The 19132-nt window shown below is 67.2% G+C and carries 14 protein-coding genes; 6 read left to right on the forward strand and 8 right to left on the reverse strand.

Annotated elements, in window-relative coordinates; genetic code table 11:
* Positions 1 to 37: 37 nt before the first annotated feature.
* The gene (locus tag H977_RS0115170; RefSeq protein WP_029108650.1) at positions 38 to 1972 is read right to left on the reverse strand and encodes an ABC transporter ATP-binding protein/permease; all 1935 of its coding nucleotides are present in this window, start codon (positions 1970 to 1972) and stop codon (positions 38 to 40) included.
* A gap of 569 nt (positions 1973 to 2541) precedes the next feature.
* Between H977_RS0115170 and fmdA the strand changes: the two genes are divergently transcribed.
* The 3 genes from fmdA (at position 2542) to H977_RS35330 (ending at position 8211) form a co-directional block, all read left to right on the forward strand.
* Positions 2542 to 3798 (forward strand): formamidase, encoded by a 1257-nt coding sequence (fmdA, locus tag H977_RS0115180; RefSeq protein ID WP_029108652.1) that lies wholly within the window; start codon positions 2542 to 2544, stop codon positions 3796 to 3798.
* 101 nt (positions 3799 to 3899) lie between these two features.
* Entirely contained in the window at positions 3900 to 5480 is a 1581-nt protein-coding gene (locus tag H977_RS0115185) for a serine/threonine-protein kinase (RefSeq protein WP_029108653.1), read from the forward strand.
* A gap of 109 nt (positions 5481 to 5589) precedes the next feature.
* A complete protein-coding gene (locus tag H977_RS35330; RefSeq protein ID WP_155946663.1) occupies positions 5590 to 8211 on the forward strand; it encodes a PLL family lectin in 2622 nt (873 codons plus the stop codon).
* A 52-nt stretch (positions 8212 to 8263) separates the two neighbouring features.
* Here H977_RS35330 and H977_RS33265 read toward each other — a convergent pair whose 3' ends face one another.
* The gene (locus H977_RS33265) at positions 8264 to 9859 is read right to left on the reverse strand and encodes an adenylate/guanylate cyclase domain-containing protein (RefSeq protein ID WP_231395965.1); all 1596 of its coding nucleotides are present in this window, start codon (positions 9857 to 9859) and stop codon (positions 8264 to 8266) included.
* Between the two features lie 139 nt (positions 9860 to 9998).
* On the opposite strand from H977_RS33265, the gene H977_RS0115200 reads away from it, so the two are divergent.
* Positions 9999 to 10826 (forward strand): universal stress protein, encoded by an 828-nt coding sequence (locus H977_RS0115200; RefSeq protein WP_029108654.1) that lies wholly within the window; start codon positions 9999 to 10001, stop codon positions 10824 to 10826.
* A 37-nt stretch (positions 10827 to 10863) separates the two neighbouring features.
* Here H977_RS0115200 and H977_RS0115205 read toward each other — a convergent pair whose 3' ends face one another.
* The 6 genes from H977_RS0115205 to H977_RS0115230 form a co-directional block, all read right to left on the reverse strand.
* On the reverse strand, positions 10864 to 11505 hold the full coding sequence (locus tag H977_RS0115205; protein ID WP_029108655.1) for a flavodoxin family protein: 642 nt from the start codon (positions 11503 to 11505) through the stop codon (positions 10864 to 10866).
* 159 nt (positions 11506 to 11664) lie between these two features.
* Positions 11665 to 12405 (reverse strand): SDR family NAD(P)-dependent oxidoreductase, encoded by a 741-nt coding sequence (locus H977_RS0115210; protein ID WP_029108656.1) that lies wholly within the window; start codon positions 12403 to 12405, stop codon positions 11665 to 11667.
* A gap of 3 nt (positions 12406 to 12408) precedes the next feature.
* Entirely contained in the window at positions 12409 to 13983 is a 1575-nt protein-coding gene (locus tag H977_RS0115215; protein WP_029108657.1) for a dipeptide ABC transporter ATP-binding protein, read from the reverse strand.
* Positions 13980 to 14861: an ABC transporter permease gene (locus H977_RS0115220; protein ID WP_029108658.1), complete on the reverse strand. Its 882-nt coding sequence runs from the start codon at positions 14859 to 14861 to the stop codon at positions 13980 to 13982. Before H977_RS0115220 ends, H977_RS0115215 begins: the two co-directional genes overlap by 4 nt.
* Positions 14858 to 15835 (reverse strand): ABC transporter permease, encoded by a 978-nt coding sequence (locus H977_RS0115225; protein WP_155946664.1) that lies wholly within the window; start codon positions 15833 to 15835, stop codon positions 14858 to 14860. The genes H977_RS0115220 and H977_RS0115225 overlap by 4 nt, the downstream gene beginning before the upstream one ends.
* The gene (locus H977_RS0115230; RefSeq protein WP_029108660.1) at positions 15832 to 17355 is read right to left on the reverse strand and encodes an ABC transporter substrate-binding protein; all 1524 of its coding nucleotides are present in this window, start codon (positions 17353 to 17355) and stop codon (positions 15832 to 15834) included. The genes H977_RS0115225 and H977_RS0115230 overlap by 4 nt, the downstream gene beginning before the upstream one ends.
* Positions 17356 to 17501: 146 nt before the next feature.
* On the opposite strand from H977_RS0115230, the gene H977_RS0115235 reads away from it, so the two are divergent.
* Positions 17502 to 18041, forward strand: coding sequence for a hypothetical protein (locus tag H977_RS0115235; RefSeq protein WP_036476136.1), 540 nt, complete (start codon positions 17502 to 17504; stop codon positions 18039 to 18041).
* Positions 18042 to 18060: 19 nt separating this feature from the next.
* A complete protein-coding gene (locus tag H977_RS0115240; RefSeq protein ID WP_036476138.1) occupies positions 18061 to 19131 on the forward strand; it encodes a glycoside hydrolase family 183 protein in 1071 nt (356 codons plus the stop codon).
* Position 19132: the final 1 nt, after the last annotated feature.

Here is a 19132-nt window from a genome sequence, read left to right on the forward strand (position 1 = left end):
GCGGCTGCGACAGCCCGTGAGCGGTCCCCAGCTGGCATTACACGCCGACCGGTTCGATGTCGTCGACGTGGCCCAGCCGCCATTGCCCTTCGCCGAGCAGCTCCAGGTGCGTGGTGTGGTGGCGGTGAACCGTGCTGCGGTGGGTGACGCTGACCAACACCGTGTCGGGCAGTTCGCGCCGGATCAGGCTGTAGATCATGAATTCCAGCGGCTCGTCGAGCGCTGAGGTCGCCTCGTCGAGGAACACCACCTTGGGTTTGGTGAGCAACACCCGGGCGAATGCCACCCGCTGTTGTTCGCCGGGCGAGAGCACCTTGGCCCAGTCGCCGTCCTCGTCGAGCCGGTCGACGTAGCGCGGCAGCGCGACCGCGAGCAGGGCCTCCCGCAGCGCAGTGTCGGGCAGGTCGCCGGGTTGGTGCGGGTAGGACACCACGGTCCGGAGGTCTCCCAGCGGGACATAGGGCACCTGCGACAGATACAGCGTCTCGTTCTCGCCTTGCGGGCACCGCACCGTGCCCGAGGCGTACGGCCACAGCTGGGCGATGCTGCGCAGCAGCGTGGTCTTGCCGGTGCCCGATTTACCGGTGATGATCATCGCCTCTCCGGCGGCCAGGGTCAGGCTGAGGTCATCGATCAACTGCTCGCCCGCTGGGTTGCGCACCTCGACGTCGCCGAGTTCGACGAGCCCGGCTGTGCCGGCGGCGAGATCTGAGACGGCCAGCTCCGGCAGTGCGCGGCTCTGCTCGTCGGCGGCCACCAGGCCGTGCAGACGGATGATCGAGGCCCGGTAGCCCGCGAACGTGTCGTACGAGTTGCGGAAGAACGACAGCGCATCCTGGATGGCGCCGAAGGCGGCCACCGACTGATTGACGGTGCCGAGCTGGATCTGACCGGTGAACAGGCGCGGGGCCTGCAACATCCAGGGCAGCGGAATGATGATGTGGTTCATCGACAGGTTCCAGCCGGTGAAGGCCAACGTCCGATTGATGAAGTGTTTGTAGTTGGTGACGACGGCGGCGAAGCGTTCCCGCAGCTGCGACCGTTCGACCTTCTCACCGCGGTACAGCGCGACCGACTCGGCGGCGTCGCGCAGCCGCACCAACGCGTAACGGAAAGCGGCGTTGAACTTTTCGTTGTTGAAGGACAGCCGGATCAGCGGGCGGCCGAGCGCGAAGGCGATCACCGTGGCGAAGGCGACGTAGACGAACACCGACCAGAACATCGCTCGGGGGATCTGGAGCCCGAAGATGCTGAGCTCACCCGACAGGTTCCACAGGATGGAGGTGAACGAGATGACCGAGACGATCGACGAGATGGCGCCGAAAGGCAGTGTGCCGTTGCTGGTCTGGTGCGGGGTGTTGGGCTGTGGGCCCGACAGCGCGGTGAACACGTCGATGTCGGACTGGATGCGCTGATCCGGGTTGTCGATGGTCTGGTCGATGAACCGGGACCGGTAGTAGGCGCGGCCGTCGAGCCAGTCGCCGGTGAGCCGGTCGGTCAGCCACGCGCGCCAGGCCAGCATGAACCGCTGCGTCATGAACAGGTCGATCAGCACCCGCGTGACCAGGATGGCCGCCAGCACCATGAAGGTCAGCAGCGCGATCCAGAAACCCCTGATCCCCGAAGTTCTCACCTCGTCGTTGCCGGTGGCCAAGCCCTCGACGGCGACCTGTGCCGAGGTGAACAGGTCATTGCCCTGGTAGCTGAACAACACCGACAGCCGCACGCCGATGATCACCGACAGCAACATCGCGGCCAGGATCAACCACGGCTTCACGCTGTGCCGCCCGGTGAAGTACGCGCCGGTGACGGCCCAGAACTGACGGCCCCACGTGGTGAACCGGGCGATCAGGGTCAGTACCGCCAGGGTGCAGACCGCCGTGATGGTCCAGGCCTGCGCCAGCCACCACAGGGAATGCAGAAGCTCGTTGCTCCAGTCGATCGAGGGCGAGAAAGGTTTCACTTCGCCCACCGGGCCCCTCCTGATCTGCCGGCTGGATTGCCAGACGCGCCTTGGGTGGAAGCTACCGCAGGACGGGAAGCCCCAGTCGGATGCGCGGCCAATGCCGAGATTGAAAGGAGGGACGAGATGTCCGCAATTTCTGTCCCTCAGCGCAATTTCGATGACAGGGCAGGGCTGGCCGGCGATCCTGCGTCCGACGTCGAATGTCTCCGAATCAGCGCGCCAAGATCGGCATATATAGGTAACCTCGCATAGGTCCGCCCTCGGATCGTTAGGAAATCTGTTGGTGCTCTATGTGTTTCGCTGTGAGTCCGGCTGCTCTCCCGTCGAACGGCGATTTTCGATGGATGCTCGTCCCGCGGCGATCGAGTGCCCGGACTGTGGCGCGCGCGCCCGCCGCATGATCGCCTCGCCAAACCTCGGCCGTGCGGACAAGTCCGCCATGGCACTGCAGGACGCGACGCGTGCCTCGGCCGATCGTCCCGCGGTCACCACCGGTCCGCCACCGGCCGGCCGGCGGCAGAAAGTCACCACCAATCCGCTTCACCAAAAATTGCCCCCTCCCTGAAGGAGAATCAATGCCCGAAGTTGTGTTCCCACTCGACTCGACCAAGAAGTTCACCGAACAGGAGAAGCTGGGCCACAACCGGTGGCATCCCGACATCCCGGCCGCGGTGACGGTCAAGCAGGGAGACTCGTTCCGGGTGCACTGTCGCGAGTGGTTCGACGGTGCCATCCTCAACGACGACTCCGCCGACGACATCCTCAACGCCCCGTTGACCACGGTGCACGTGCTTTCCGGCCCGATCGCCGTCGAGGGCGCCAAGCCCGGCGACCTGCTCATCGTCGACATCCTCGATGTCGGCCCCATCCCGCAGGAGGATTCCGGGCCGCTGGCCGGCCAGGGCTGGGGGTACACGGGCATCTTCCCGAAGCTCAACGGAGGCGGATTCCTCACCGATCAGTTCCCCGACGCCTACAAGGCGATCTGGGACTTCTCCGGTCAAAAGGCCACTTCACGGCACGTGCCGCACGTCGAATTCACCGGCATCGTGCACCCCGGGCTGATGGGCACCGCACCCTCGACCGGGCTGCTGGCGAAATGGAACACCCGCGAGGCCGCACTGATCGCCACCGACCCCGACCGGGTGCCGCCGCTGGCCCTGCCGCCCGAACCGCGCGACGCGATCCTCGGCGGGCTCACCGGGGATGCTTTCACCAAGGCGGCAGGGGAGGCGGCCCGCACCGCGCCGCCGCGCGAGAACGGCGGCAACCAGGACATCAAGAACCTCACCAAGGGCAGCCGGGTGTTCTATCCGGTGTTCGTCGACGGGGCGAATCTCTCGGTCGGCGACTTGCACTTCTCCCAAGGCGACGGCGAGATCACCTTCTGCGGGGCCATCGAGATGGGTGGGTTCATCGACCTGCGCGTCGACGTCATCCCCGGTGGCATGGACACCTACGGTGTGAGCGAGAACGCAATATTCATGCCCGGCAACACCGACCCGCAGTACTCCGAATGGCTGGCCTTCTCCGGGACCTCGGTGACCCTCGACGGTGAGCAGCGGTATCTGGACTCGCACCTGTCCTACCAGCGGGCCTGCCTGCACGCGATCGACTATCTGACGAAATTCGGGTACAGCCCCGAGCAGGCCTACCTGCTGTTGGGTGCCGCACCCATCGAGGGCCGCCTGTCAGGCGTCGTCGACATCCCGAATGCCTGTGCGACGGTGTACATTCCGACGGCGATCTTCGATTTCCCGGTCGCGCCTTCGCTCACCGGTCCGACCAAGATCGACCCGGGTATGGGAGCCCCGCACTCGTCGTTCGACTGACGGCACACGTATATCCTCGTCAGCGGACCCCGATGCGCCGCGCTGGTGCCGGCACGGTCGGCGGACCGTTGACAGTCGGGGAGGGCTGAAAGGATCGTGAAATGACGCCGCCTCCCGGTGCCTCGCGCCTCGGCACCCGGTTCGGGCCGTATGAGCTGAAATCGCTGATCGGTGTCGGCGGCATGGGCGAGGTCTACCGGGCCTACGACACGGTCAAGGAACGCATGGTGGCGGTCAAACTGCTGCGCACCGAGATCGCCGCCGACGCGAGCTTTCAGGAGCGGTTCCGGCGCGAGTCCCGCGTGGCGGCGCGGCTGCAGGAACCGCATGTGATCCCCGTGCACGATTTCGGCGAGATCGACGGCGTGCTGTACATCGACATGCGGCTGGTCGAGGGTGCCAGCGTCAAGGAGCTGCTGCGCACCAACGGCCCGCTCACCCCGGTGCGGGCCACCGCGATCATCACTCAGGTGGCCGCGGCGCTGGACGCCGCGCACGCCGACGGCCTGGTACACCGCGACATCAAGCCGGAGAACGTGCTGCTCACCCCGGATGACTTCGCCTACCTGGTGGACTTCGGCATCGCGCACGTCGGCGGCGAGGCCAGCGTGACGATGACGGGCGTGCTGATCGGTTCGAGCGCGTACATGGCACCGGAGCGGTTTTCCGGCGGCCCGGTCGGCCCGGCGGCCGACGTGTATGCGCTGACCTGCCTGCTCTACGAGATGCTGATCGGCCGGCCACCGTATGAGGCCGGTGACCTGCGCCAGCTGATGAGCGCCCACATGTTCTCTCCGGCGCCACGGCCGAGCATCATGCGCCGCGGCATACCGCGTGCGTTCGACGACGTCGTGGCCAAGGGCATGGCCAAGGACGCCGTCGACCGCTATCCCAGCGCAGGCGAACTGGCCAAGGCCGCCCGTGTCGCGGCCGGCTCGGCCACGGCTCCCGCGTCGGCCCCGCCTTTGATGCCGCCCACTCCGGCTCCCGCCCCCGCGCCCACGGCCGCGCCCCCACCCGCTCCACAGCCGCAGCCGAAACCGCAGCCACCGGGCACCCGCGAGTTCTCGTCGATCTACCCCAATCCGGACCACACCGGCTTCACGCCATATCCACCGGCACCACCGCCTCAGCCACAGCAGACGGCCCCGAAGCGCAAGCCGCGGTTCACCCGGACCCAGCTCACCCTGATGCTGGTGACGGTGGGACTGTTCGGGATCGCCGCCGTGCTGGCCGCGGTTCTGGCCAGCGGCGGTGACGGCGCCTCCACCCACGAGACACTCACCGCGCCGACGCCGCCGAGCTCGACCTCGGAAGCGCCGACGACCACCACGACCACGTCCGGGTCGGCGACGGCCAACGTGAGCGGCACCGACGAGCAGGGCTTCATCGACCACACCGCGCGGTGCCCGGCGAGCAGCACCCCGGCCGCGGTGATCCGGACCGCGTCCTCCCTGGCGGTGATCTGTCAGACCGGCTCCGACAGCTTCTCCTACCGCGGCGAGCGGCTCAGCGACGGCGCCAACCTCCAGATCCCCACCGCCGAACGGTCGGGCAACGGCTTCGTGGCCGTCAATCCCGCCGATGGTGCGCGCTATGAAGTCGGGCCCGATGGCCTGACCATCAGCAGCTACGGCAAGGTCGATTCATCAGAGCCGCCGCTGGAGTACGGCGAGCGCTGACTGGCCGAACGGCCTGGAGATTCGAGTAGCCGGCTACGCTATCGGCCTCGGCCACAAGCCTGAACGATTGTGCAGGTCAGCAATCGCACGGGCGAAGGGTTTCGCGCACATGGCAACTCGTACCTTCCACGGAGTAGTCACCACACCGTCCGGAACGCCGTTGGGCGGATGGGTCGATGTCGACGTCAGTGACAACGGCGACTACCACGTGAAGTTCCACATGCACAGCAGCAGCGTCCTCGGCGACTTCGATTTCAATCTGCGCGCCTACCTGACCGCCCCCGGATTCCCGACTATGGCATTCATCAAGAGCGGACACGTCTCGGGCGTCGACAGCTGGAATCACGAGGAGAACGGCCACAGCCCTCTGCTGGCGCTGTACTGGTCGAAGCTCGAGAGCCAGGCAACGTACGCCGTGGCCAAGGACTACAAGTGGGGCGGTGTCGTCGGCACGCTCACCGAACTCGTCGGCGACATCCTCGACGTGGCTGCCGGCGCCGTGGGGGGCGCGCTGGGCGTGGTGATCGGGGCGACCCGCGAGGCGATCGACTGGATGGGTGCCACGCTCGGGCCGGGCGGCACACTCGGCGTCATCGGGGGAGTCGTAGTGTTCGCGGTGTCGGCGCTGGCGGGCGCGGGGATCGGAACCGCGCTCATCCTCGGTGTGGTGGCCGGGGTGGCCATCGGTGCCGTCACGAATGCGCTGATCAAGTTCCGTCCGCTCAACTCCACCGAAATCGCCTTTGCCCGACAAGTATTCGGCAACTCCCTGCCGTACCAAGATGTCATCATCACCAATCTCGCCGGCCTCGGTGATCGCGCATTCACTGCTCCGGGGGTCGACGGCAAGACCTACCTGAACATCGGGCGGGCCTACGACAACCCGTTGGGCACCGGTGGCAATGCCTACCCCAAGCCGGGTCAACTCCTCATCCACGAACTGACCCACGCATGGCAGATCGCGCACACCGGGTCACTGCCGGGCCTGATGTGCAGCGGCATGGTGAATCAGGCGAATTTCATCCTGGGCGACAACGTCTATCAGTACGGCCCGCCCGGGCGGGGCTGGACGGAGTTCAACGCCGAACAGCAGGGCGCGATCGTGGACCAGTGGTTCGGCGGAACCGGGCCCAGCTCCCGGTACAAGGAGGCCGACCAGGAGAACCCGTACTACCGCTACATCTGGAACGACGTGATCAACCACCTTCCGCCCGACGAAGCCCGGGCGAACCTGCGGGCCACAGCGTCCTCGGCACTGAATGTCGTTTCGCGGGAACCCTTTCGCCTCGAACTGTTCTGGGCGAACACCCGCAATGCGATCGGATGGCAGTGGTGGGCCGGCGCCGCGGGAGAGAATTGGGGCGACCACGGCCCAACCGATGTCGTGGCGGCGGGGGCGGCCGCGGCAGGGGCGGCGGTCACCACGGTGGCCCGCACGCCCGGCAACCTCGACGTGTTCTGGGTCGGGCCGGACGGATCCGTCATGACGCAATGGTGGGCTGCCGCAACCGACGGGGATTGGGGCGAGCACGGTGGTGCGTTCCAGATCGCGCCGCCGGGCTCGGCGAGTCCGGGAGCACCGATAGCAGCGGTCGCGCGGACCGCCGACAACCTCGACGTGTTCTGGGTACGGCCCGATGGCGCCGTCGCCAGCCAGTGGTGGGCGGCTACGCCCGGCGCGGGTTGGGCCGACCACGGCACGTTCAACATCGCGCCGCCCGGCTCGGCGGAGACGGGTTCGGCGGTCGCCGTCGTGGCCCGCATGCCCGACCATCTCGATGTGTTCTGGGTGACCAGAGACGGTGGGATCGGCTCGAATTGGTGGACCGCTGCCGCCGGCGCCAGTTGGGCCGATCACGGATCGTTCAGGATTGCGCCTGCCGGGTCGGCGCGGCCCGGGTCGGCGCTGGCCGTCGTGGCCCGCACCCCGGACAACCTCGATGTGTACTGGTTGACCCCTGACGGCGCGGTCGCCTCCAACTGGTGGTTCGGCGCTCCGGGCGCCAGTTGGGCGGACCACGGCTGGTTCACGCTCACGGCACCGGGAGCGGTCGCGGCCGGCGGCGGTGTCACCGCGACGTCTCGCACCCCGAACAATCTGGACGTGTTCTGGGTCGCACCCGACGGATCGATCGGAACTCAGTGGTGGCACGCGGCCGTCGGGCACAGTTGGGCCGACCACGCCCCATTCGCGATTGCGCCCGCGGGTTCGGCGGCGCCCGGGTCGGCGCTGGCCTCCGTCGGGCGGCTCGCGTCACATCTCGATGTGTTCTGGGTGCGGCCCGACGGCGCGATCGGAACCCAGTGGTGGGACAGCGCACCGGATCAGGGGTGGAACCACCAACCGTTCGCGGTGACTCCGCCGGGTGTGGCCGCTGTCCCGCCGGCGGGGCCGGCCCCGGCAGCGGTGGTGGACCGTCTGGACGCGCTGGGTGTGGATTTCAGCGTGCCGGGCGGCGACCTGGCCGACTGGCTGCAGAATCCCGAGTTCACCCCGTACCCGGCCATCTCCGAAGCGCTGCAGAAACTGTTGAGCGGCAAGCATCTTCGCAAACCGGTGTTTCTGGACGTGATCGTCTTCAACTACGAGACCGCACCGGGTGTGCCCTCACCGCGCCAATTGCGGGATGTGCGGATGCCGGTGCTGGAAGCCGCAGTGGTGCAGGGCCACAATGTTCGATACGACGAGGCGGTGACGAAGTTCGCCGACCTGCTCGTGCCCGCGGTGTGACTGCGCCGCGGCCGGCCCGCCCCAGCGGGTGTCGCTGGGGCGGGTTTCCCCGTCAGGACGCCGTTTTCACAACGCAAGCTTTTGCGGAAACAGGGGCGTACACCGCCACCGGATTCTCCTTGCCCTTGAGGGCCACGCCGGGTCTCGGCTCGAAAGCACGCCGGTCCCCGGTGAGTTGACTCAACGTGGCACCGGTGAGCAGCACAGTGTCGCCCGTCTGGCGGGTCGCGGTCTCGACCCGCGCCGCGATGTTCACCGCATCGCCGATCACCGAGAACTCCAAACGTCCTGCGCCACCCACATTTCCGGCCACCACAGGTCCGGAGTTCAAGCCGACCCCTACCGTGAGGCTGCCGCCGAACTCGTCGTGCACCGCGTCGGCGATCTGCAGTGCGGCTCGCAGTGCGTCGTCGGCGTGATGCTCCTTGCGCCGGGGTGCCCCGAAAACCGCCATCAGGCCGTCGCCCGCGTACTTGTCGACGTGGCCGCCGTGATCGTGCACGATCGGGACGATCCGTTCGAACAATCGGTTCAGAGTGGTGACCACCTCGGTGGGCCGCAACCGCTCGGCGAGCGTGGTGAATCCACGGACGTCGACGAACATCAGCGTGACATCCAGCTCCTGGGCCTCCAGCGACCCGGCTGCGCACAGGATGTGTTCGGCCACGTCGCGATCCACGTAGGTTCCGAAGGCGTGGCGGATACGTTCACGTTCGGCCAGGCCGGCCGTCATCGTGTTGAAACCGGCTTGTAGCAGCCCGATTTCGCTGACGTCGTCGACCTCGACCCGGGCATTGAAGTCACCCGCCTGCACCTGGGCCAGCGCCCGGCGTAGCGCGGTGACGCGTTCGGTGACCGACCGGATGGCGATCAGGATCGCGAACAGGCCGACCAGGATCGCCACGGCCACCAGGATCAGGATGGCCACGAAGGTGCGCTGGGCCCGGAAGCCGATGTCGCCCAGGTAGCCGACCGCGAGCACCGTGATGCCCAACAGTGGAACCCCCGTCGCCAGCAACCACGCCATCACCAGCCTGCGCCCGATCGTCGATCCGACTCGCCGGTCGGGGCCGGCACCGTCGAGTGCCCGTGCGGACACCGGCCGCATCACCCGTTCGACGATCAGGTACCACACCGCGCTCGTCGAAGTGCCGCCCAGCGCAACCACGCTGAAGATGTACAGCGCGGTGGACACCTGCTGGCTCAGCGCCAGTGACCCGAAGATCACCGCCCCGACGCCCCAGACCGCTGCCGACAACCGCACCGCTTCACCTGAGGCGCCCAGCGTGACCCGCTGTTCCTCCGCGGTGGGTGGGCGGCCCTCGCTGAGCCACGCCGTGCTGGCCGCGAACCGGTATCGCCGCACCCGCAGCATCACCGGAACCGCGATGGCCAGAAACACGATCAGCACCGTGCCGCCCCGGATCAGCAGGCGTTGGGCATCGGCTGGGGTCAACACGATGGGGGCCGCGAAGGCCAGGAAGGTTCCGACGATCCCGCCGCCCCCGGCGCTGACCACGGCCGCACCCCACACCCACCGCTTGAAGGTCTGATCACGAAGTTCGGTCCCCATGTCGGCGCTGCCGAGATGGGGCGTGACGACGATCGGTGTGGCGAGGTGGGCCAAGCCGTTGACGGTGGCATCCATGGACAAAGCGTGGGCGCCCGGCGTGGGCGCTCGCTAGGGTAGACGGCTACCTGTTTCCCGCCTGCGCGCGAAGCCGATGGGTACAGCTGGACGCCCTTTAGTCTGGAATCGGCAGCACGAACGGAACAAGGGGACACACATGTTGGTAGTGCTCGGTTATGACGGGTCGCTCGCGGCCAATGCGGCGATCAGAAGTGGTGCTGCGCTGTTCCCGGCCGCCGATGCGGTGGTCGTCTATCTGTGCACACCACCGTTCGGCAGTAAGGGGCTCCGCGCCCGGTTGCGCCACTCGGCACGCAACGTCGACGAGCTGATCGAACTTGTCGACCGGGAAAGTGACGGTGAGGCCGCACGGTTGGTCGACACGGGTGTCACCCTGGCGCGGGCTGCCGGGTGGAATCCCGAGCCGCTGGTCAAGCGCACCTGGGCGGGAGAGGGCCTGGGGCTGGCGCAGGTGTCCGAACAGCTCGAACCCGATGTGCTGATCGTCGGCGCCCGCGGGATCGGCGCGAGCGACTCGAAGCTCGGCAGTGTCTCGGACCTCGTCGTGCACCACGCGCCCCGTGCGGTGCTGGTGGTGTCGCAGAACATGATCTCGGCCGAGTACGAGGCAGTGGCCGATGGGCCGGTCATCGTCGGCGTGGACGGCTCGGCCGGTTCGGAGCGGGCGCTGACCGCGGCCCGCGCCCTGTTCCCGGACCGGGAGGTGGTCACGGTCGGAGTGGACGACGGTGGTGCGGTTGACGTTGCCACAGCCCAGCCGGCACATCGCGTGCCGAGGTTCCGGGGTTCCGGCGCCGGTGCGACCGCTGACGCATTGGTCGCCTTCGCCGACGATCAACGGGCCGGGGTCGTCGTGGTGGGCTCGCGCGGGCGGTCGGCGCTGAAGAAGGTCCTGCTGGGCAGTGTGGCTGCCGCGACGCTGCAGCGCACCTACCGGCCGGTTCTGGTGGTCTCGGGCGCTTAGCCTCAGCGGCACTGACGGGCGTGACGGTCGCCGTTTTTCAGCAACCCACCGGATCCCACACCTTGTTCGACCGCGCCGTGGTCAGCCGGTAATCAGTGACCCTGATGTCGAACAGCCGCGCTCCCAGATCCCGTGCGCGGGACAGGGGATCGGTTGGGTCGCATGCGATCTCTCCGCGGCTGTTGGCATTGCCCACCACCGCTCCGACCAGGCTCTGGTCGAGATACCGGGTCAGTTCCTGGAATTGGGCGATGACTCCTGCCGTCGCCCCGACATAGCTTTCCTCGCAGGAGATCAGCACGCCGACGGCCTTGTCGGTGATGCCTCCGACGACCTGCTCCTGTTGCGGCGCACTGTTGGCGGTGTAGCAGAACAGGCGGTCGAAGACTGTCTTGAGCCGCGCGGGCATGCCGTAGAAGTACAGCGGCATCGCGTAGATGATGCCGTCGGCGGGCAACATCTTGTCCAGGAGGAGCGATTCGTAACGGTCGTCGAGCGAGCAGAGGCCGGTCGCCGTGCGGCAGCTTCTGCAGTTTTCCAGCATGCGGTGCACATACTGGTCGAGGAATACATGTTCCACGTCGTGGCCCGCCGACTCCGCGCCCGCACACGCGGCCTCGGCCAGCATGTGGGAATTGCCATCCTCGCGCGGGCTTGCGCTGATCACCAGAACTTTCATCGATTCGCTTCCATGGCCGATGACGCGCGCACCACCACACGCGTCGGGATCAGGGTTCGTATCCGCTCATTACGTCCTGGTATGCGAAAAGGTTTTGCAGGCGTGGTTATTCCGCCGGATCCAGAGAAGGGACGCCCGGCACCAGCCCAGGCAGCCTGCTCATCCCGCGGTCTTACCCGCGTCGACGGTGTAGACCGCGCCGTGCACCGCGGCGGCGTCGTCACTGGCCAGAAATGCGATGGTCTTGGCAACATCGGCCACGTCCATCATTCCGCGGGGCGCGGCGATCCGCATGATCAGGTTCCAGTCGGCGCCCTCCGGTGCGGCGAACTCGGTGGTCTGCGGGGTGAGCATGCCGCCCGGGCACACCGCGTTGACCCGCAGGCGTTCTGAGGTGAACTCGATGGCCAGGGCGCGGGTGAGCCCGACCAGGCCGTGCTTGGCCGCGCAGTAGCCCGCCGAGTACACCTCGCCCTCGATGCCGGCGATGGATGCGACGTTGACGATGTTGCCGCCGGCCTCCAGAAGGTGGGGCAGGGCGGCCCGGCACAGGAAGAAGGGCCCGTTGAGGTTGACCGCGAGATCCTTGTCCCAATCCTCGTCGGTGACCGACACGGTGTGGCGCATCTGGTGAAATCCCGCGACGTTGATCAGGGCATCGATGCGGCCGAACTTCTCGACGCACTGTGCCACCGCGTCCCGGCAGGCTTCCGAGGAGGAGATGTCCACCGAGGCGTACGCGCCGCCGGGCACGTCCTCGAACACGGTCGCCATGCGTTCGGTGTCGCGGGCGACGCCGAACACCGAGGCGCCGCGGGCGGCGAACAATTGGGCAACCGCCGCGCCGAGACCCGATGAGGCACCGGTGACCAACGCGACCTTTCCGTCCAGAGCTGTCATGGCTCACACCTTCTCACGCGGCCTGGCCGGTGGAACCGCGGCCAGCAGTGTGCGGGTGTAGGAGTGCCGGGGCGAGGTGAACAACTCGGTGGCGGGACCGTACTCGACGACTTCTCCAGCCCGCATCACCAGCACGTCGTGACACATCCGGTGCACCACCGCCAGGTCGTGTGCGATGAACAGATAGGTCAACCCGAGCTCGAGCTGTAACTCGGACAGGAGGTCCAGCACCCTCGCCTGCACCGACACATCCAGGGAGGCCGTGGACTCGTCGAGGATGAGTACGTCCGGTTCTGTGGCCAGCGCGCGGGCGATACTGACCCGCTGTCGCTGACCACCGGACAGCTCGTGCGGATAACGCGACGCGAATTCTGTTGGCAGACCGACGAGTTCGAGCAGCTGCGCGATTCGCGCGGCACGGGCGCGGCGTCCCGAGGTCAAACGGTGTACCCGAAGCGGCTCACCGATCGCGGCGCCGACGCGGGCTCTCGGGTCGAGCGAGGAGAACGGATCCTGGAACACCAGGCTGATCCGCCGGCGCAGGGCCCGCCCGCCGGCGAAGACGTCTTCGCCATTCAGACTGGCGGTACCCGCCGACGGTTCGGCGAGCCCCGTCAGCGCTGCGGCCACCGTCGACTTGCCCGAGCCCGATTCGCCGACGATCCCCAGTGTCGTCCCGCTCCGCAGCTCGAATGAGACGTCCTTGACGGCATGCACCGAGCCGTACCGCACATCAAGTTCATTGACTTGCAACAGAACCGGTGCGTCCGCCGGCGCCGGGGCGGGCCCGGCCCCGTCGAGCAGCGGGCGTGCGGCCAGCAACTCGCGGGTGTAGGCGTGCTGCGGGTGGTCGAACACCGCAAGGATGGGCGCCTGTTCGACCGCCTCGCCGTCGCGCAGGACAGTCACCTCATCGGCGACCTGGCCGATCACCCCGAGGTCGTGGCTGATCCACACCACCGCGGTCCCGAAATCCCGTTGCAGGTCGGCCACCAGCTCGATGATCTGGGCTTGTGTGGTGACATCGAGCGCGGTCGTCGGTTCATCGGCGATGAGCAGTTCGGGATCGCACGCCAGAGCGATTGCGATCATCACTCGCTGACGCTGCCCACCGGACAGTTGGTGCGGGTACGAGTCGAGCCGATCAGGCGACAACCCCACCGCATCCAGCAGCTCACCGGCCCGCACGCGGGCCCGGCGGCGGGTCATTCTGCGATGTGTCTCAAGACTTTCGGTGATCTGGCGTTCCAGGGTCAGCAGCGGGTTCAGCGACGTCCCGGGATCCTGGAAGACAAAACCGATCCGGCTGCCGTGCACCGCCCGCAGCGCTCGTGGCGACGCGCCGATCAGCCGCGTCCCGGAGCGCAAGGTACTGGTGCCGGTGACCACCGCACCCGGTGCGTCCAACAGGCCGGTGGCGGCCAGCACCGTCATCGACTTGCCAGAACCGGACTCACCGACGATCCCGATCGTCTGCTCACGGGCCACGTCGAACGACACACCGCGCACGATCTCGCGGCGACCGATCGCCACCCGCAGATCGTTGACACTCAACGCCGGCTCTTGTACCGATGTCACTGCCGCCCCGCCCTTCTCGCCTCGATCGAGGTGCGCTGTTTGGGATCGAGTACATCGCGCATCCCGTCGCCGAACAGGTTGAACGCCAACACCATCACGAAGATCGCCGCGCCCGGGAACACCGCCATCCACCACGCCAGCGTGACGAATCCCTGTGCGTCGAAGATCATCCGGCCCAGCGACGGCTGCGGCGGTTGGATACCCAGCCCCAGAAATGACAGCGCGGCTTCGGCCAGGATCGCGAAGGCCAACGACACCGACAGCTGGACGATCAACGGCCCGGCGATATTCGGCAGGATGTGCCGGACCAGGATGTAACCGTCACCGGTGCCCATGCTGCGGGACACCGCCACGAACGGTTCCACCCGCACACCCATCGCGGACGCCCGGGCGACCCGCGCGAAGATCGGGATGTAGACGATCCCGATCGCCAGCATGGTGGTGGTGATACCCGGGCCGAGGACCGCCACGATCGCCAGCGCGAGCAGCAGCACCGGGAAGGCGAACATGACATCGACGACCCGCATCACCACGGTGTCGATCCAGCCGCCCCGGTAACCGGCGAGCACCCCGACCAGCACGCCGATTCCGGCAGCCAGCGCGACGGAGATCACCGCGACCCGCAGCGAGGCCGAGATCGCCACCAGGATTCGCGAGAACACGTCGCGGCCGAGTTCATCGGTGCCGAACCAGTGCGCGGTGCTCGGGCCCTGCAATGCGCTGGGCACGTCGATGTCGTTGATGCCGTACGGGGCGATCCAGGAGGCGGCCAGCGCGACGATGAGCACCGCGATCAGCACGGCCGCGCTGATCGCGGTCACCGGATTCGACATCAACAGCCGCCATGATGCGACCCGGGAATCTGGCGTGGTGGTCATGAGAGCCGGATCCTCGGGTCGACGACCGCATACAGCACATCTACCAGCAGGTTGATCAGCAGGAACAGCACCGCGATCAGCAGCACCGCACCCTGGATCACCGGATAGTCGCGGGCGGCAACGGAATTGAACACCAGCCGACCCAATCCGGGCCAGGCGAAGACGACTTCCACCACGATGACCCCGCCCAGGATTGTGGCCAGCTGGATCCCGGTGATGGTCAGCACCGGTAGCAGCGCGTTGCGCACGATGTGGCGGAAGGTGACCACCGGCGGGGCCAACCCCTTCGACCTCGCGGTGCGGACATAACCCATGGCGGCGACCTCCAGCACCGCCGAACGCACATAGCGCGTCATGATGGCCCCGGCCACCAGGCCCACCGTGAGCCCGGGCAGGACGATGTGGCGCAACCAGCCGCCCGGATCGCTCAGCAGGGGACGATATCCGGAGGTGGGCAACCAGCCCAGCGTCGAGGCGAACACGCCGATCAACAGAATGCCCAACCAGAAGTCAGGCACCGAAACCCCGAACTGGCTTGCGATTCGGACGATCGCATCGGCGGCCCGGCCCTCCCGCAGCGCGGCGAAGATCCCGGCGGGCAGCGCGATCACCAGCGCGATGACGATGCCGACCACCCCGAGGGACAAGGTGGCGGGCAACCTGTCGAGCAACGTCACCGTGACCGGGTCGCCGTTACGGAAGCTGACCCCAAGGTCGCCGGTCAATGCCGAACCGAAGTAGGAGAAGAACTGCTCGACGATGGGGCGGTCCATGCCGCTGGCCGCCCGCAGCGCATCGTAAGCCTGCGGGGTGTACCGCGTACCGAGTGCGATGCGGACCGGATCGCCCGGCACCAGGTGCACCAGGGCGAACACCACGATCAGTACCCCGATGAGCACCACGGCCGAATACAGCAGGCGCCGGGCCAGGAACTCCGCGATGGGATGATTGGCGCGAAACACACCGAAGTTCACCGGGTTTCACCTCCGTCAAGGTCAGCGGTGCGGAACCGGACGGCGCCGTCGCGGCGCACCTGGTAGCCCGAAAGGCCGTTGGTCCAGGCCTGGATCACCGACGGGTTGTACAGGTAGATATAGCTGGCCTGATCCGCGATCCGCGTTGCGGCCTTGGCGTAGATGTCTTTTCGCTTGCCGATATCGGTTTCGGTACGGCCCGCGTCCAGCAGTCGGTCGACCTCGGGATCCGAGAACTTCTGCGCGTTGCTCGTTCCGTTCGTGTGGTGCTGGGCATAGTAGAAGTCGTCCGGATCGATGTTTCCCAGCCAGCCCATCATCAGCATGTCGAAGTGGCCGTTGTTCTGTTCGTCGAGCCAGGTGGCGAAGTCCACGGTGCGGATGTTCACCGTGATGCCAAGGGGCGCAAGGTTGTCGGCGATGATCTGGGCCGCCGTCACGGTCTCGGGGTACTCGCTGGTCACCAGCATGTCCAGGTCGCGTGGTGCCGCACCGGCCTGCCGGAGGAGGCCCCGCGCTTCATCTACGGAGTAGCGGTAGCGCTGATAATCGGTGAACCACGGGCTGCCGCGCGGGATCGCCAGCTGATTGACCTGCGCGGTGCGATAGCTGGTGGCCGCGGCGATCGCGTCACGGTCGATGCCGTAGGCAATGGCCTCGCGCACCCGGGGGTCGTTCCACGGGGGCCGGGCCTCGTTGAGCGCCAGATACCAATAGTCGTTGCCCGGGATGAGCGCCAGCTTCAGCGAGTCGTCGTCGCGCAACTGGGCCACCCGCTGCGGCGGCACCGAATCCGTCCAGTCGATCTCGCCGGCCTGTAGTGCGGACAACGCCGTCGTCGGCTCGGAGATGAACCGGAACGTCACCCCGGACACCGGGGGGACGCCTCCCCAATAGTGCGGGTTGGCCTTCAGGGTGATCGAGTCGCCGCTGCGGCGTCCGGCGAACGAGAACGGGCCGGTGCCGATCGGATGGGTGGCGATCTGCCCGCTTTCGACGTTGGCGCGCTGCACGATCGCCATGCCCTTGAATCCGCCGAGGTTGGTCAGCAGGTTAGGGGTGGGCTGACGGACCGTGATCCGCAGGGTCGCCGGATCCGGCGCGGTGACACTACTGACGGCACTGAACTTGTCGACGTTGGTCAGCTGCTCGTCGATGATGCGCCGGTACGAATACACCACGTCGTCGGCGGTCAGCGGGCTGCCGTCATGCCAGCGCACGCCGTCGCGCAGGTGAAATGTCCAGGTGAGTTGGTCGTCGCTGACCTCCCAGGACTGCGCCAGCGCGGGGCGCATCTGCAGGTCCTCGTCGGGCTCGACCAGGGTGTCGAACACGTTCTCCAACACTTCGAACGAGAAATAGGCACTCGTCCGGTGCGGGTCGAGCTGATCGGGCTCACCGGCGATGGCCGCGATGAGATTGCCCGACGATTCATCACCGAGGTCTACCCGGCTGCCGGTGGAACAGGCCGCGGCACAGGCAGCCAGCATGACTACCAGGACTGCCGCCAACGCTTTCATCGCCGGTCGTGTGGTCACGATTACTCCAGGATCACCGCGGGCGATCCGCCGTACGCTCACCCGCTGGGGCCGTCACGGGGGCCGGTCGGAGGTATACCGACCCATACCGGTGACGACGCTGATGAAGACTGCGATACTCACCCATTGTGACGTTCAAGCGCACGGCCACTGCAGCCGCCCTGTTCTCGTCGGTCGGAATCGGACTCAGCCTGGGTGTTGCCGCCCCCGCGCAGGCTGACCCGCTCATGCTCGGCGTGTACACCTACCACCAGGAGGGTGGCAAGACCGACACCTGGGGTGTCTGGCCGTCCTGCGTTCCGACCGTCGGTGATTTGCGTGAGCCGCTGGAGTTGGCGGTGGCCTGCCGGCTGCACGTGGAGACCCAGCGCGTCAGTGTGGGTGGTGACGCCAGGCTGGCCGATGGGCAGTGGACGTATTCGACGTCCATCAAGGAGGGCATCCAGTGCGCCGACGGCAGTTGGGCGCCGATCACCGAGACCTACAAGTTCGACGACATCGCGTTGCGAGGCACGCGCAATGTGGCCAACAACGAGGCGTGCGGCGGCACCCTCGCTCCCGCCATCCACACCTTCCCGTTCACGCTGACCTACAAAGAGCCGCTGAAGACCCACGTCGAGCCCTATCCGCTGGATTGCGAGCCCGGCGGCCTGCGGTGGTGCACCTAGGCCCGGAGGAGCAGGGGGAGTGCTGCCGCTGATCGACGGCAAGGTGGTCGACATCACCGGACCAGGCCGCACCGACCGGTTCGGGGTCACCGCCACCGATCTCGGGGCGTCGATCATCGCGCCCAACGGCAAGCTGGTGTCGGTCTTCGGTGACACGTTCTCGGGCAGCCGGGTGGGCCAGGGGGACTGGCGTTCGCCTGTGGTGCTGATCGGCACCGGCGATGCCAATCACGAGATCGTCTACGAATCCGCCGGGGGAGCCGACCCCGACTACGCGCGCCAACTGTGGCACTACATCCACGACGACGAGGCGTCCGGCTGGCGGCGCGGCGGCATCAGCACCGTGATCCCGTCGGATCTGTTGCGGGTCGGCGACTCGCTGTACCTGCAGGCGATCGTCAATCATGGCTTCGGCACGGTCATCTGGACCGAGATCTGGCGCTCCGACGACAGTGGGCGCTCTTGGACCCATCTGGGTGATGAGGCCAAGTTCCCGGCCGACCTGCACGACGGTCACGCTCAGTGCTGGTCATGGGACTTCGATCCTGGTGACGGCTGGGTGTACGTGGTGGCCACGGGTTTTCAGCGAGACAAGGGCATCATCCTGATGCGGGTACGGCCCGATCAGATCGGCCGACGCTCGCAGTACTCCAGCTGGGGATTCACCAGCGGGCGCTGGCAGTGGGGGAGCCACGCCACGCCGATCACCCCGCCGGACGAGCATTGGGGCGAGCTGACGTTCCGCCGCACCGGCCCCGGCAGGTGGGTCCTGGGCGGATTCCTGGCATCGTCATACGCCTTGGGCTACCGGGTGGTTGCCTCGCCGATCGCCAACATGTACACCACACCGGTGCAGACACCGATCCTCGGATCGTCTTGGCAGGCAGAGGATCACGCCGCCAGTAAGGTCGCCCAGCTGTACGGCGGCTATCTGCTGCCGGGCTCTCGCTTCGGCATCACCGGCGGTGTCGGTCTGGTGGTCTCGCAATGGCGCACCGACACCGGATGGCCTTACCGGGCAATGCAATTCAAGGCCGGGCTGAAGGACACCAGCAAGACGCCGCGACAGCCCGACCCTGTCAACCTGTGAC

This window comes from Mycobacterium sp. URHD0025 (assembly GCF_000426065.1).
Lineage (GTDB): Bacteria > Actinomycetota > Actinomycetes > Mycobacteriales > Mycobacteriaceae > Mycobacterium.

What these genes read in the sequence shown, in the direction of transcription:
- fmdA (WP_029108652.1), top strand. Translation starts at nt 2,542, where the DNA reads ATGCCCGAAGTTGTGTTCCCACTCGACTCGACCAAGAAGTTCACCGAA.
- H977_RS0115185 (WP_029108653.1), top strand. Translation starts at nt 3,900, where the DNA reads ATGACGCCGCCTCCCGGTGCCTCGCGCCTCGGCACCCGGTTCGGGCCG.
- H977_RS35330 (WP_155946663.1), top strand. Translation starts at nt 5,590, where the DNA reads ATGGCAACTCGTACCTTCCACGGAGTAGTCACCACACCGTCCGGAACG.
- H977_RS33265 (WP_231395965.1), bottom strand. Translation starts at nt 9,859, where the DNA reads ATGGATGCCACCGTCAACGGCTTGGCCCACCTCGCCACACCGATCGTC.
- H977_RS0115200 (WP_029108654.1), top strand. Translation starts at nt 9,999, where the DNA reads ATGTTGGTAGTGCTCGGTTATGACGGGTCGCTCGCGGCCAATGCGGCG.
- H977_RS0115205 (WP_029108655.1), bottom strand. Translation starts at nt 11,505, where the DNA reads ATGAAAGTTCTGGTGATCAGCGCAAGCCCGCGCGAGGATGGCAATTCC.
- H977_RS0115210 (WP_029108656.1), bottom strand. Translation starts at nt 12,405, where the DNA reads ATGACAGCTCTGGACGGAAAGGTCGCGTTGGTCACCGGTGCCTCATCG.
- H977_RS0115220 (WP_029108658.1), bottom strand. Translation starts at nt 14,861, where the DNA reads ATGACCACCACGCCAGATTCCCGGGTCGCATCATGGCGGCTGTTGATG.
- H977_RS0115230 (WP_029108660.1), bottom strand. Translation starts at nt 17,355, where the DNA reads ATGAAAGCGTTGGCGGCAGTCCTGGTAGTCATGCTGGCTGCCTGTGCC.